This is a genomic window from Aminipila butyrica, assembly GCF_010669305.1.
Classification (GTDB): domain Bacteria; phylum Bacillota; class Clostridia; order Peptostreptococcales; family Anaerovoracaceae; genus Aminipila; species Aminipila butyrica.
In genome coordinates this window covers 2,896,971-2,911,119 of the sequence record NZ_CP048649.1, presented here as the reverse complement: position 1 = coordinate 2,911,119, position 14,149 = coordinate 2,896,971, and the positions used below count along the sequence as shown (strand labels likewise).

Here is a 14,149-nt window from a genome sequence, read left to right as displayed (position 1 = left end):
CCTCTTACTTGAAGAAGTCATTTTTTTTATTGTCCGCATTGCCTTCATATTCATAAGCCAGCCGAGGCGAGCCATCCTCCACGTAAATGATTCCGCGCTTTTCAAAGCCATTTTTCACGATTAGATGCTGCATGACCTGGTTATCAAAGTGGGTGTCGATGCGTAGATGGGCGCACTGGGTCTTGCAGTAGGTGATACACTGATCGAAAACACCTTTGATTAGGCCACTGGCGGCAATTCGGTGGATGGTGCCATAGGGCGCCGCAGATTTCCAGGAGCCCTGCTCGATATTGGTATAGGTAGAGTCCTCTCCTAGGATAAAGGCGAAGACACCATGTATGTCATCCTCTTCCAAGAAGACATACAGCTGGCCTTGATGGATATCATCCTCCAGCAGATCCTTAGCCGGATGATTATCGCCCCATTGCGTCGGATTGCCTGTCTCGCGCATAAACTGCCGGGCTCGCTGATATATGTCTAGGATGGCTGAGAAATCTTCTTCTGTTGCTTGCCGAATCATAATCTTTCACCTCCAGGAATATTGACTTTAAAAAACTTGTTGATTGTTGCGGCTCATATCTTGAACTTCTAAAATAATTTTATCAAAAAGATCAATGATTTGCTCGGATAGCTTTTGAGCTTTTTGTGTAGATTGAATCGCATCTGGTTGATTATTCTCATCAATTTGGTGAATAATCTTTTCTCCCAGCTGGTGAAGATCATGATGATAAGCATCAATGCTGTCCCACAAGCCGGATAACCGTGGAGTAGAGGGTCTTACTGCGAAATAAAAATGGCCAAATCCACACTTGTGTTCATCGGTCTGGATAGGGGAAACCTTCATGGCAGAGGTCATTTTAGAAACTGTTTCAACCCATTGGATATGGGCTTGGATGGCGGCCTTTATGGTGTGAATGAAATCCTCATTGGAAAGAGGATAGTGCCCGTTGGTAACCAGTTTGCCCGATTCAGCTGCCAGCCCAGTGATCTCATCCTCAATAGTTTTTACCGACAGGGATATATCGTTGATGGAATGGCTGATGATATCTAATTCCGCCGCTGAAGAGGCGATAGACTGCAAGTCAAAGTTAACGGTTTCCAGTGAGGCAGAAGATTGCTGAAGAGCAGTGTTTACCTGTTCACTGGAAGCAGCAGCACCAGAAATACTGTTTGCAATATGCTCTACATACTGCACATTGGTCTGCATCATTGTCACGACCGAATCTACGTGCTTGCCCGCATTGCTGATGGACTGGATGGCCTGGTCCACGTCAGATTGGTTTTTATTCACCATCTCTTGCATTTCCTCAAGAAGACTGTCAATATTGGCGGTAAGTTCACCGGTGGATTCGGAAAGAAGTTTAATTTCCCCGGCTACCACACTAAAGCCTTTCCCCGCTTCTCCTGCACGGGCTGCCTCAATGGAAGCATTTAAAGACAGCAGCTTGGTTTGTGATGAAATCTGATTAATTCCAGCGATAACCTGATTGACTTTAGAAACAACCCCGGCAAGTTGAACCATGCTATTTTGCATTTCCTTTGAAAAAGCAATCAAGCCTTGGTTCTCAAGACTGACATTTTCCAGAAGTTCATTGCTAGCCAAGGTGTTTTTATTCAGGGCTTTCGCATCCTGCGTAATTTGCTGCAAGGAATGGGAGAGGGATTCATTTGCGGCCACCACTTCCGTGACGGAGGAGGTGATTTCATTTGCTGCTGACGCAGATTGACAAGAGATTGTATTCAAATTGCTGGCAGCTCCCTTAACCTGATTGGAGAAAAAAGAAAGCTTTAAGTCAAAACTGCTGATTAATGTGGCTGTATGAAAGATTTGCTTAAAAATCTGAATGATTTTTTTGTTTTCTTTGCCGGGCAAAGAGGTTTTGGTTGAGTGTTTATTTTCTTTGCTATAGAACATAGATGGTCTCCTTCTGTATAATTATTACCCAAATTACTTTCTCTTGCTATTTTGTGTACCATTATACAATATACTACAAATCGACAGAAAAGTATATAATTATACTATAAATCGACAAAATGCTGCGCTGCATGCCTAGGGTTGTGCCAATGCTTGTGTTTCTAGGCTTTCCAGAAAACACTCTGTTAAATACAAAGCTTATAAAGGGCATAAAACTAAAGGTGAATCCTTGCAAATGACCAGACATTCCTGTAAACTAGAAAAGATGAAAAGGAAGACATAAAGAGGAAAACACATGATTTTATTGAATGCTGCAAATATTTCAAAATCTTATACAGAAAAGCCCTTGTTGACGGATCTCTCCTTCAGTATACATGCTGGAGACAAAATTGGATTTATCGGGGTAAACGGAACGGGGAAATCTACCTTGCTGCGGATTACCGCGGGTCTGGAAGAAGCTGATACGGGCACGGTGACTAGGACCAGAGGCGTGAAAATCGGCTATCTGCCCCAGATGCCGGTGTTTGATTCAGAAAACACTATTCTCGAGCAAGTGGAAGCCACCCTCAGGCAGAATGGCCAGGAAGTAGATGACTACCAATGCAGAGCCATGCTTATGGATTTGGGGCTCAATGATCTGGAGGTACCAGTAAAACATTTATCCGGAGGGGAAAAAAAGCGGGTAGCGATGGCTGCTGTACTGGTGACGGATATGGACTTGTTGATTTTAGACGAGCCTACCAACCATCTGGACAGCCAAATCATTGAATGGTTGGAACGATATCTGAAAAACTTTAAAGGGGCCATTTTCATGGTGACCCATGATCGATATTTTTTGGATCGGGTATCTAACCGCATCTTGGAATTAAATGAGGGTAAGCTGTACCGCCACGAGGGAGACTATTCCGCCTATCTGGAAAATAAGGCGGCTAGGGAAGAGATGGAACTGGCTACGGAGCGCAAGCGGAGAACTCTTTATAAGCGGGAGCTGGAATGGATACGGCGTGGAGCTCAGGCCAGGAGCACGAAAGCAAAGGGGCGGATTCAGCGGTTTGAAGAATTGGAAAAAAACGCACCATCTGCTGAGGCAGGGCAGGTTCAACTGAGTTCCTTATCCAGCAGGCTGGGTCGGAAGGTAGTGGAGATTCATCAGGTAAGCAAAGCTTACGGCAATAAAGTGCTTCTCCAGGATTTTACCTATACCGTCCTGCGAAATGACCGCATTGCTATTTTGGGGGAAAACGGCAGCGGAAAGTCTACCTTACTGCGGTTAATTATGGGCCAAGAGAATCCAGACAGCGGGACTATTGAGGTAGGGGAAACCGTAAAGTTCGGTTATTTTTCTCAGGAGAGCGAAGGGATGGATATTTCTCTGCGAATTATCGATTACGTTCAGAGTATCGCCTACAATGTGGAGACCGCCGAAGGGACGGTTACGGCCGCCCAAATGCTGGAACGGTTTTTATTCCCACGAAATATTCATTCTGTGAAAATAAATAAGTTGTCTGGTGGTGAACGGCGGAGGTTATATCTATTGGCAATCCTAATGCGGGCGCCTAATGTGCTGCTTTTGGATGAGCCCACCAACGACTTGGATATTGACACCCTGACCATTCTGGAGGATTATTTGGACAGCTTTGCTGGAGCGGTCATTCTGGTGTCCCACGATCGGTATTTTGTGGACCGCATTGCCATTCGATCTTTCGTCTACGAAGGCGAGGGCCGAATCGGTCATTACCCCGGCGGCTACACCGACTGGACGGAAATTCGCCAGCTGGAGGAAGCAGAAGCTCGGGCACAGCAGGTAGTGGAAGTTCAAACCAACAGCGGCGGAAAGAAGCCTTCAGCAGGGGCTGAGGCTGACCGACCTAAAAAACTGAAACTATCTTACCGCGAGCAGCGGGATCTGGAGAACATCGACAGCGATATTGAACGGCTGGAGCAGTCTGTTCAGGAGATTCAGCAGCAGATGGCTGGAGAGACCAGCGATTATGTCAAGCTGCAAAACCTGACCGCGGAAAAAGAACGGCTGGAGGCAGAGCTGACGGAAAAGATGGATCGTTGGGTTTATCTAAATGATTTAGTGGAGCAGATTGCGAACCAGTAACCTTTTGTGGTATACTACGAGATATGATAGAGAACAAAATAAGAAAAACAATTTTAGATAAAAACTTAATAGAAAAAGGTCAGCACATCATCCTGGGTCTTTCTGGAGGCCCTGATTCGGTGTGCCTTTTTCATGTACTGATGAGTCTACGGGAGGACTTGGAATTCACCCTTTCCGTCGTCCATGTAAACCATAAATTCCGGCCGGGGGAGGCAGAGGAGGATCAGGCCTATGTAGAAGACTTGTGCAGGCGGCAGGGAATCGTTTGTGAAAGCTTTGTTCACGACTGTCAAGCTATAGCTGAAGAAAAAGGAATCAGTGGGGAGGAAGCGGGACGGCTGGTGCGCTACGGTTCTTTTTATGCGGTGGCGAAACAGCTGATCGACAATAAACGATATGAACCGTCACAAATTGGTATTGCGGTGGCGCATAACCTCAACGATCAGGCGGAGACACTGCTTATGCGCATTATCCGCGGAACTGGCACGGATGGCTTGGCAGGCATCGAGTACAGCCGGGCCGGTGAGTTGGGAACTCGGATTATCCGTCCGCTGCTGGACGTAGCCAGAGGGGAGATTGAAGCCTACTGCCAGGAGCATCAGCTGGAGCCTCGGGTGGATCGAACGAACAGCCAGCCAGTGTATACCCGGAATAAGATTCGCTTGCAGGTCATTCCTCTGCTGGAGCGGGAGTTTAACAGTCAGTTGGTGGAGGGTCTCAACCGCTTGAGTAAAATCGCCAAAGATGATAAGGCCTACTTTGATTTGCAAGTTACAGAGGCCATGGAGCAGGCGGCGGTAGTGGCAGCTGGTTCGAATCAAGGGAGGGCAAATCAGATTCAATCCGGTCAGGAAGGAGACCAGGAAATACAAGCTATTTCTTTTAGCTTAACTCATTTGCAGGAGATGCACCCGGCTATCCGCCATCGGGTCGTGAAGAAGGCTTTTGAAACGATTGGATTAGATCAAGGCATTACGGCAGCCCATCTGGAAGCGGTGGATCGGATTATTGGTGGCGGCAGCGACTCAGCCAGCGCGGATTTTCCGAAGGGATATGGCGCAGCGGTTTCTTATGGCGAGGTGCGTTTTTTCAAAAATGATCCCATTACCTTGGGATATGTGTCAAAGGCTGAATTAAAATCTCGGCTGAGGATAAGAATAGTAAAGAATGAGGGAAGCTTAAAAGACATATCTAAGAATGGCACGAGGCGATTTGCGGCGTTGGACTTGAGCAAGCTGCTGGAAAAAATCTGGAGCGGAGATACTCCGTACTTCGACCGCATTGAAGCAAGTCCAAAGCAGGAAGAGGCAGAGAAAGATTTTCAGCAAAAATTAATCGAAGAAATTCAGATTATGCTTCAGGTTCGGACTCGACGACAGGGTGATTGGATTGCGCCTTTGGGCATGAAAGGCCGCAAGAAGCTTCAGGATATCTTTGTGGATGAGAAAGTTTACAAAGAGTGTCGGGACCAAGTTCCCATGGTCTGCATTGGTGATGAAGTTATCTGGATTGTGGGTGATGATGTAAGCGGACATACCACTGGCATGAAGCGGGGCAGAATGAGTGAAAATTACAAGCTGGACAGGGACACAAAGGACATAGTTCTGCTTGAATATTTAGAAAAATTATGATAAAATAATTAAACTGTGTTGTGAAATTCCATCAAAATTGTTAGCAACACACAATTCATGGGTAAGATTACAGACAAATAAACAAAATATATGGGGGGAATTTAGACCGTTGAAAAAATTAGCAAAAAATATGGGGATCTATGTGGCGATTTTCGTCATCGTACTGGTCATGGCCTGGGCTTACCAGGGGATACCTCAGGAAAATGAAGTAAAGACCGTAGACTTTTCAAATTTTGTGACCCAGCTCCAAAAGGAGAATGTGAAAGAGGTCAACATTACCGATGGTACTGTTCGGGCTACGCTGAAAAATGGCGATAAGATTATTTCTTATGCGCCGTCCATTATGGATATCAGCATGATTGATGAAAATTACATCTACCCGCAGATTGAAAAGGGTATCATCTACAACAGCGATAAGCCAAAGGCTACGCCTTGGTACATCTCTATGCTGCCGACTTTAATCATGATTCTAGCCTTGGTTTTCTTCTGGTTCATCATGATGAATCAGAGTGGCGGCGGCGGAAAGGTCATGTCCTTCGGTAAAAGCCGAGCCAGGATGCATAAGGATGATGAATTAAAGAAGGTCACCTACAAAGAAGTAGCAGGACTGGATGAAGAAAAAGAGGAATTGGCAGAAGTCGTTGACTTCCTGCGGAATCCGAAGAAATACCGGGATTTAGGTGCCAGAATTCCCAAGGGGATTTTATTGGTGGGCCCTCCGGGAACGGGTAAGACCTACTTGTCTAAAGCTACTGCTGGTGAGGCAGGCGTACCGTTTTTCAGCATCAGCGGCTCCGACTTTGTAGAAATGTTCGTGGGTGTGGGTGCTTCTCGTGTTCGAGACCTGTTTGAGCAGGCCAAGAAGAGTTCCCCTTGCATTATCTTTATCGATGAGATTGATGCAGTAGGCCGAAAGCGGGGTGCTGGTATCGGCGGCGGACACGATGAACGAGAACAGACATTGAATCAGCTGCTGGTAGAGATGGACGGGTTTGGAGAAAACACTGGTATCATCATTTTGGCGGCGACTAACCGACCAGACATTTTAGACCCGGCCTTGCTGAGACCAGGCCGATTTGACCGTCAGGTTGTCATTGGTGTTCCTGATATCAAAGGCCGGGAGGCGATATTTACCGTTCATTCCAGGAACAAACCGTTAGATGAATCGGTGAATCCGAAGGTGATGGCCAGAAGAACGCCAGGCTTTACTCCGGCAGACATTGAGAACCTGCTGAACGAGGCAGCCTTGCTGGCAGCCAGAAGAAATGGCAGAAAAATCCGAATGGATGAAATTGAAGAGGCTATTACCAAGGTTATCGCTGGGCCAGAGAAAAAGAGCCGGGTTATCAATGAGGACGAACGCAAATTGACAGCCTATCACGAAGCTGGACACGCCATCGTCGCTCGCTCCCTGCCAAAGACGGACCCAGTTCATCAAATTACCATTATTCCAAGAGGCCGAGCTGGTGGATTTACGATGATTCTGCCTAAAGAAGATCGTTCTTACGGCACGAAGATTACCATGCGGGAGCAGATTGTCCACTTGCTGGGCGGCCGGGTAGCTGAAAAGCTTACCTTGGATGACATCAGCACCGGAGCCAGCAACGATATCATGCGGGCGACAGAGATTGCCAGAGACATGGTGACCAAATATGGATTCAGTGAAAAGCTGGGACCGATTAATTACAGTTCCACCGACGAAGTATTCTTGGGTAACGACTATCAAACTAAAAAGAATTATTCCGAAGCGATTGCGAAGGAGATTGATGCCGAAATCCGTGCCATTATCGAAGATTGCTTTGAAGAGGCAGAACGCCTCCTGACGGACAACATGGATAAGCTCCACGTGGTGGCTAAAACCCTGCTGGAGATTGAGACACTGGACGGCGAACAGTTTGAAAACCTGTACACCGGAAAATATACCTCCGAAGAGTTGCTGGCTCATGTCCGGGAAAAGGAAGAAGTCAAGAAATTGGCTAACGCTGAGGAAGCAGCAGAAACAGAGCGGCTGCTGAAAGAAGAGGAAGAACGGGAGCGAGCTTTGCTGGCAGCTTTTGATACCGATTATATGCGGGATGAGGCGGCAGCAGAGGGGTTACCAGAGCAGACAGAGCACGATTCGGAGAACCAAGACGACCAGGATAATCAGGACCAGCAGAAGGATAAAAGCGGCCAGGATTCCCAGGACGAAGAGAAGAAATAGGTATAGGTAAAGAATATGAAGGTTACAGTAAATGATTGTCTTGCTTTAGAGATTTTTAAAAATGCACGAATAGTAGCTGGCACCAAGAAGCTGGAGCGCCGGGTTCGTACCGTGTCCGTTTTGGAGACCACCCAGGTGGAGCAGGTGCGCAACCATTTCGCCCATGACAGTGAGATGGTTCTGTCGGGCTTCTTCAACACCAGAGCCGATGAACATCAGCAGATTGAAATTATCCGCACGCTGTCTGAGGCGGGTACCGCAGCCTTGGTCCTGTTCTACGTCCGCTCTCCGGAATTAGAACTGAAATCGGATGTGCTGGCTACGGCGGACCGGGTGGGTCTGCCTATCATCGTCATGCCAGACGATCTGGATATCAAATATGCAGATGTGATTAAGCAGGTTATGGAGAACATCCTTTTTGGGGATAATTTTGGCAATCGGCTGATTAGCAATACCATCTTCCACCTGTTGAACTTTGAGAAGCACAGCAATTTTCAGTCAGCAGTCCGAGAGGCAGCTATCAACAACGATTTTCAGTTGATACTTCTCAGCGAAGATTTTAACCCGATTCTCTCTATTGAGACCCGGCACAAGGCTACCATCCAGGATGCCATTAACTTGGGTCGGGAGCGGGATGTGGAGCGTTCAGCAGTTTACACCATGATTGACGTGAACGGGGTACTCACCTATTGGGGACCGGTGATGATCAGCGGTGAAAAGTATTTTATGTTTATCGTGGACAACGAAGATTCCTATTCGGCGGGAGAAATTACCAAGCTGGCGGAGATTATAGAACTGGCTATGGGGATGTGGAAGTACACGCCAGAAAGGGATGCTCGGGCGGAGTTTATTAAGGCCCTGCGCCGGGGAAATAAAAGTCTGGCCTATACCTTGAAGGAGGAGGCAGGCATCGAGAGTGACAACCTTCTGAGTGTCTTTTTTGCCAGAGGCATTGAAAACGAAGAGGGCTATAAGATCCTGATGAATTTTGAAAAGGACGAAGATTTAGGCATCATGAAAATTACTGAGGGAGAAGAAACCTACGGTATGATTCTCAACCGCAAGGGTCAGGCGGAAGAGATGAAGTCGGCCAAGCGGGCCAGCTGTATCAGTCTGTTTAATAAACTGAAAGAGGAAAAGACCGTGCGGATTTTCCACGTTACTGGTGTAGATGGAATCGAGGGCGCGGCGGACGCCTATCGGCTGATCAGTGAATCTTGGGGCTTTGTACAGAACGTCTTTCCATACAAGCGCGTGTTTACCAAGTACGAGCTGGCACTGGTAAGTAATTGCATCAACATTCAGCTTCAAGGCGGATATGTCAAAAAGAATTACATTGAGCTTTTAGAGCCGTTTAAGGAGGCCAAGGAAAACAAGGGCCGACAGCTGTTGGAGACCTTGGAGACCTTTGTGCTGGACGCAGGTATGAACAGCGCCAAAACATCAGAGTTCATGGGCATACATACCAATACCGTTCAATATCGGCTGAAGAAGATAAACGAAGTGCTAGACGTGGAAATAACGGGAAACCGGGTTATCCCTGGCTTGACCATCGCTTTGGCCCTGAAAAGGCTGGAACGGGTAGTCCACTGATAGAAGAGGAATCCGCTGAGGATTCATCAAATAGGAACAGGAAACAGATGAAGATATCATTAAGAAAATATATAAAGAACACCCTTGTAGTAGCTGTTGCCGTGGCAATAGCTACTACTTTATCGTTAGGGCAAGCAGCAGCCGGCGAGCAGCAGCTGGACGGGCCGAAAAAGGATTCTAATTCGGAATCCAGCCAAACAGAAAAGGCGCTGCGGCCCTATGAGAAGTTAATTGCCCACGGGGCGGGAACCGTAGAGGGATTTCCTACTTCCAGTTCCGTAGACGCCATGAAATTGGCTATTCAAAATGGATTTAAATGGATTGAGCTGGATTTGGAGTTTTCCTCTGATGGTAAGATTATCATGCTTCATGACTGGGACAGAACGGTGACCACTTACCTGGGACGGAAGTTTGATAAACCTTTATCTCTGAGGGAATTCAACAACCAGCTGATATACGGGCGCTTTGAGGCCCTGACTTTTGACAAGTTGACTAAAATCCTGGATGAAAACCCTCAGGTTCAGATTATTACCGACACCAAGGAAGACAACGTCAAGCTGTTGACCAAAATCGCTGAAACCTATCCACAGTACATAAAGCGGATCATTCCTCAGATTTATGATTACAATGAATTTGATTCGGTGGCGGCGCTCGGATATGAAGATATTATCTTTACGCTATATATGCAAAATACGATAAACTACAGCAAATTGCTGAACTTCGTTCAGGACAAAGGTGTTTATGCGGTGACCATAGATAAAAATTACTGGATTAAGGGGTTGCCAGAAAAACTGTCCAGGGATGGCGTGACGGTTTACACGCATCCGGTGGATACCATAGAGGAGGCTCAGGAGCAGTTTGCCAAGGGAGCTTACGGAGTTTACTCCAGCGATTTAATACCTGCGGAGGTGGCAGGCTGGGGGGCAGACTACTATTTGACTCAGGAGGACAGCAAAGGGGCTCCAATCAAGTTGACTGACATGGAACTGCCTGACAGCCAACTGCGAGAAATCCCCATTCACGGCAATCTGACCGATAAAGCGCTGTCCTATAAACTGGATGGCCAAGACTTGGAAACACAACTGGCAGAACTGGAGGACTCACCATCTCAAGGCCACCAGCTGACCATCGAACTCTGGGACACAAAATCCAAAGCTGCGGCCAAAGCCCCTCAGCCTTTTTACACCATGACCTACACGGTGACCAAGAACAAAGGCCAGCTGCGCGTATTGGATACAAAATACGACTACCGGCTGAAAGAGTTAAAAGAGCTGCCGAAGTTGAAGGACGTTCTGGCAGAAGCTGATAAGAACAACAAGGACGTTCAAGTCCGGGAGCTGCTGGCTCAAGCCTTCATCGCCAAGGCTGGAAATTACTATTATTATAATGAAGGACAGAATGGCAGCTATTGGGTAGGGGACGAACTGCTGGCAGCCCAGCGGTCCACCAGCGGCAACGTCATCGTACCTCTGGCAGAGACGTTGTCTCAGTTGGGAGCAGATTCGGTGACCATGGACAAGGCCAAATACGTGTACATGGTTATGAACGGGCAGAAGACCATATCTCAGGTCTACGGCAACTACTTGCACCGGGGCGTGGCTAACAGCAAGCTGTCAGTTCCCATTTCCCTATACAGAGAAAAAACCATGGGAGGCGGGGAGCTGATCGCCCAGGTATCCGGAAGAACCTACATAGAAGAAAATGGCCTGCTGATTCTCTTGCCAGAGGACTGTCGGATTTCCTCAAAGCAGGCCGAGAAATTAATCGAAATGGCGGACTTACTGTATAAGGATTAAAGCCTATTGCAAAAAATCCCAATATAAGATATATTTAATTTCATGCAGAACTGTTTATTACACAGGAAGAAAGCCTACTTTTGGTTAGGAGGTATATATGAACAAACTTGAAGAACTGTTGCAATTCAAGGCGGAAATCGCCATGGGTGGCGGACAGGCTAAAATTGATATTCAGCATGCCAGCGGAAAGCTGACGGCCCGGGAACGGCTGGACGTTCTCTTCGATGAAGGCAGCTTTGTGGAAATGGACGTGTTCGTTTCCCACCGAAGTCACAATTTTGACTTGGCAGGGAAAAAAGCCCCAGGAGACGGAGTCGTTACTGGATATGGCATGGTAGATGGGCGGCTGGTCTTTGCTTATGCTCAGGATTTTACTGTATTGGGAGGCTCTTTGGGTGAATACCATGCAGAAAAGATTGTTAAGGTTCAGGAGATGGCCTTGAAGATGGGAGCGCCTATCGTGGGGTTGAACGATTCTGGCGGAGCCCGGATTCAGGAGGGGGTTAATGCCCTGTCCGGTTTCGGAAAAATCTTTTACAACAATACTATTTCCTCCGGAGTTATTCCTCAGATTTCAGTAATCATGGGTCCTTGCGCCGGCGGAGCCGTTTATTCCCCGGCCATTACCGACTTTATCTTCATGGTGGACCAGACCAGCCAGATGTTTATCACTGGCCCTCAGGTCATCAAGACGGTGACGGGAGAAGATATTACAGCGGAGACTCTGGGCGGGGCCATGACCCACAACTCTGTCAGCGGTGTAGCCCACTTTATTGGTGCCGATGATAGAGAGACCTTACTGGAGGTTCGGGAACTGCTGTCCTACATGCCGTCTAACAATCTGGAGAAGGCGCCTGTCTATGAGACGACGGACTCGGCCAATCGATTGATTCCAACATTCAATGAGATTATTCCGGAAAATCCCAACAAGGCTTACGACATGTATGAGATCATCCAGGACCTAGCTGACGATGGTCGCTACTTCGATGTGATGTCTCTTTATGCTAAAAATATTATCACCTGCTTTATCCGTCTGGACGGTACGACAGTAGGCGTTATTGCGAATCAACCCCATGTGGGAGCCGGATGTCTGGACATCAATGCTTCGGATAAAGCGGCTCGGTTTATCCGTCGATGCGATGCCTTTAACATTCCACTGCTGACCATTGAGGATGTGCCGGGCTTCTTGCCAGGCAAGAACCAGGAATTTGGTGGTATCATCCGCCATGGGGCAAAAATGCTGTACGCCTATTGTGAGGCGACGGTGCCGAAGATTACCATGATTTTGCGAAAAGCTTATGGCGGTGCCTATATCGGCATGTGCAATAAGGAACTGGGCGCAGATTTGGTACTGGCTTGGCCATCTGCACAGATTGCCGTTATGGGTGCAGCCGGAGCAGCAAACATCGTCTTTAAGAAAGAAATTAAGAATGCGGAGGATCCTCGAGCCAAGCGAGAGGAAATGATTACCCAATACGAAGAGATGTTTAATAACCCGTATCGGGCGGCAGAAATGGGCTACGTGGACGATATCATCGAACCGGCTACTGCTCGCCAGCGGATTATCAGCGGTTTCGATATGCTAAAGTCTAAGCGCCAGTCCCTGCCTGCCAAAAAGCATGGAAATATTCCGCTATAATAGGAGGTGAGCACATGGGAGCAACAACGGAAAAGCAGCTGAAAGATCAGGAGCTGACGGCGGTTATTGCTGCGGCCATATCCGCTTATGAAGAGGAGTGGGGCGGAGCAGAAGGCGGTTTTGTCGTTCGCCGGATAACTAGACTGCCGGATAACCCTTGGGGTCAAGCAGGCATTACCGACTGCCTCAACAGCAGAAAGGTCTATTGATGGAAAGAGGTCTGTCCTTCCTGAGGGCAGGTTGTAGAAGGAGAGGTTCAAATGAAAAAATATAATATAACGGTCAACGGAACGGTCTACGAAGTAGAGGTAGAGGCGGTAGGCGCTTCTTCAACAGCAGCCTCTGCACCCGCAGGGAAACCGGCACCGGCAGCGGTAAAGAAATCGGCCCTTGCAGAAGCCTCAACGACAGCCTCCGCACCTAAGCTGGCAGCTACAGCCGTTACAGCGGCTGCTGTAGCAGGAGCAAAAGCAAAAGCCTCTGGAGCAATAGGTGCGGGATCGGTAACGGCACCTATGCCGGGAACGGTGCTGGCTGTCAAGGTGGAACCCGGACAGAGCGTAGATGCGGGACAGGTTTTGCTGATTCTGGAAGCCATGAAGATGGAGAATGAGATTACGGCGCCTAAGAACGGTGTGGTGGAATCGGTTCTGGTGTCAGCAGGTGATTCCGTCAAGGCTCAGGACGTGTTAGTTAATTTAAAATAGAAGAATAAAGATAGCGAAAAGACCAGGCATCCTTCTTTGGGAAAGATACCTGGTCTTGTGCAAAGCGGCCGTAATGAGTGGCAGGTTTCAAAAGGACAGACCTTTTATAGGAATGGCTATGGTGTTTGGGTACCGGCCAGTTCCAGCAGGCGAACCGCGTGGACGTTTTCGTCTACGGCAGCTCGAAGAAAGGCCTCCCGCAGTGAACTTTCGTAGAAGTATTCCTGCTGCTCGTACATGTATTTTTGGTAGTCGCTAATTTCATCTACTACTCGGTCCCGTAGAATTTGGTTATAGGGACCTTCCAGGCGAACAGGAGGGAGATCTGGATGGTAATTTTCTCCGGTCAACTGTCGGTAAAGGATTTTAAAATCATCTGCGTGGCTTTGTTCGTCGGCAGCTATTTGCAAAATAAAATCCCGCTGGGCTTCATCTGGGGCCATAAGCGCTAATTCCCGGTAAAAAGCGGCATCCAACAGCTCTGTGCGTATGTAAGTCTGCAAGACTTCAATCAACCTTTTGTCCAATGAAAAAGTCTCCTTTCTGGCGGCACAAACG

11 protein-coding genes are annotated in these 14,149 nt (G+C 47.7%); 8 read left to right on the top strand and 3 right to left on the bottom strand.

The window, feature by feature from the left end:
* Positions 1-4: 4 nt before the first annotated feature.
* Both Ami103574_RS13755 and Ami103574_RS13750 read right to left on the bottom strand, forming a co-directional pair.
* Positions 5-520 (bottom strand): GNAT family N-acetyltransferase, encoded by a 516-nt coding sequence (locus tag Ami103574_RS13755; RefSeq protein WP_163067533.1) that lies wholly within the window; start codon positions 518-520, stop codon positions 5-7.
* 27 nt (positions 521-547) lie between these two features.
* A complete protein-coding gene (locus Ami103574_RS13750; RefSeq protein WP_163067532.1) occupies positions 548-1,915 on the bottom strand; it encodes a methyl-accepting chemotaxis protein in 1,368 nt (455 codons plus the stop codon).
* 295 nt (positions 1,916-2,210) lie between these two features.
* Here Ami103574_RS13750 and Ami103574_RS13745 point away from each other — a divergent pair, with 295 nt between their 5' ends.
* The 8 genes from Ami103574_RS13745 (at position 2,211) to Ami103574_RS13710 (ending at position 13,591) form a co-directional block, all read left to right on the top strand.
* On the top strand, positions 2,211-4,022 hold the full coding sequence (locus Ami103574_RS13745; RefSeq protein ID WP_163067531.1) for an ABC-F family ATP-binding cassette domain-containing protein: 1,812 nt from the start codon (positions 2,211-2,213) through the stop codon (positions 4,020-4,022).
* A gap of 23 nt (positions 4,023-4,045) precedes the next feature.
* Entirely contained in the window at positions 4,046-5,653 is a 1,608-nt protein-coding gene (gene tilS / locus Ami103574_RS13740; protein ID WP_163067530.1) for a tRNA lysidine(34) synthetase TilS, read from the top strand.
* A gap of 109 nt (positions 5,654-5,762) precedes the next feature.
* A complete protein-coding gene (ftsH, locus tag Ami103574_RS13735) occupies positions 5,763-7,856 on the top strand; it encodes an ATP-dependent zinc metalloprotease FtsH (protein WP_246213154.1) in 2,094 nt (697 codons plus the stop codon).
* Positions 7,857-7,871: 15 nt separating this feature from the next.
* Positions 7,872-9,449: a PucR family transcriptional regulator gene (locus Ami103574_RS13730; protein WP_163067529.1), complete on the top strand. Its 1,578-nt coding sequence runs from the start codon at positions 7,872-7,874 to the stop codon at positions 9,447-9,449.
* Positions 9,450-9,496: 47 nt separating this feature from the next.
* Positions 9,497-11,245 (top strand): glycerophosphodiester phosphodiesterase family protein, encoded by a 1,749-nt coding sequence (locus Ami103574_RS13725; protein ID WP_163067528.1) that lies wholly within the window; start codon positions 9,497-9,499, stop codon positions 11,243-11,245.
* Between the two features lie 97 nt (positions 11,246-11,342).
* A complete protein-coding gene (locus Ami103574_RS13720; protein ID WP_163067527.1) occupies positions 11,343-12,884 on the top strand; it encodes an acyl-CoA carboxylase subunit beta in 1,542 nt (513 codons plus the stop codon).
* A gap of 14 nt (positions 12,885-12,898) precedes the next feature.
* On the top strand, positions 12,899-13,093 hold the full coding sequence (locus tag Ami103574_RS13715) for a hypothetical protein (RefSeq protein ID WP_163067526.1): 195 nt from the start codon (positions 12,899-12,901) through the stop codon (positions 13,091-13,093).
* A gap of 51 nt (positions 13,094-13,144) precedes the next feature.
* Positions 13,145-13,591 carry a biotin/lipoyl-containing protein gene (locus tag Ami103574_RS13710; protein ID WP_163067525.1) on the top strand — a complete coding sequence of 149 codons (447 nt, stop codon included), beginning with the start codon at positions 13,145-13,147 and terminating at the stop codon, positions 13,589-13,591.
* Between the two features lie 116 nt (positions 13,592-13,707).
* Here the strand turns inward: Ami103574_RS13710 and Ami103574_RS13705 are convergent, their stop codons facing one another.
* Positions 13,708-14,118, bottom strand: a complete 411-nt coding sequence (locus Ami103574_RS13705) for a ferritin family protein (protein ID WP_163067524.1) — start codon at positions 14,116-14,118, stop codon at positions 13,708-13,710.
* Positions 14,119-14,149 lie beyond the last annotated feature (31 nt).

Bases quoted from the DNA above. Each gene is read 5' to 3' on its own strand.
- Ami103574_RS13755 (WP_163067533.1), bottom strand. From the start codon at position 520: ATGATTCGGCAAGCAACAGAAGAAGATTTCTCAGCCATCCTAGACATA.
- Ami103574_RS13750 (WP_163067532.1), bottom strand. From the start codon at position 1,915: ATGTTCTATAGCAAAGAAAATAAACACTCAACCAAAACCTCTTTGCCC.
- Ami103574_RS13745 (WP_163067531.1), top strand. From the start codon at position 2,211: ATGATTTTATTGAATGCTGCAAATATTTCAAAATCTTATACAGAAAAG.
- tilS (WP_163067530.1), top strand. From the start codon at position 4,046: ATGATAGAGAACAAAATAAGAAAAACAATTTTAGATAAAAACTTAATA.
- Ami103574_RS13730 (WP_163067529.1), top strand. From the start codon at position 7,872: ATGAAGGTTACAGTAAATGATTGTCTTGCTTTAGAGATTTTTAAAAAT.
- Ami103574_RS13725 (WP_163067528.1), top strand. From the start codon at position 9,497: ATGAAGATATCATTAAGAAAATATATAAAGAACACCCTTGTAGTAGCT.
- Ami103574_RS13720 (WP_163067527.1), top strand. From the start codon at position 11,343: ATGAACAAACTTGAAGAACTGTTGCAATTCAAGGCGGAAATCGCCATG.
- Ami103574_RS13715 (WP_163067526.1), top strand. From the start codon at position 12,899: ATGGGAGCAACAACGGAAAAGCAGCTGAAAGATCAGGAGCTGACGGCG.
- Ami103574_RS13710 (WP_163067525.1), top strand. From the start codon at position 13,145: ATGAAAAAATATAATATAACGGTCAACGGAACGGTCTACGAAGTAGAG.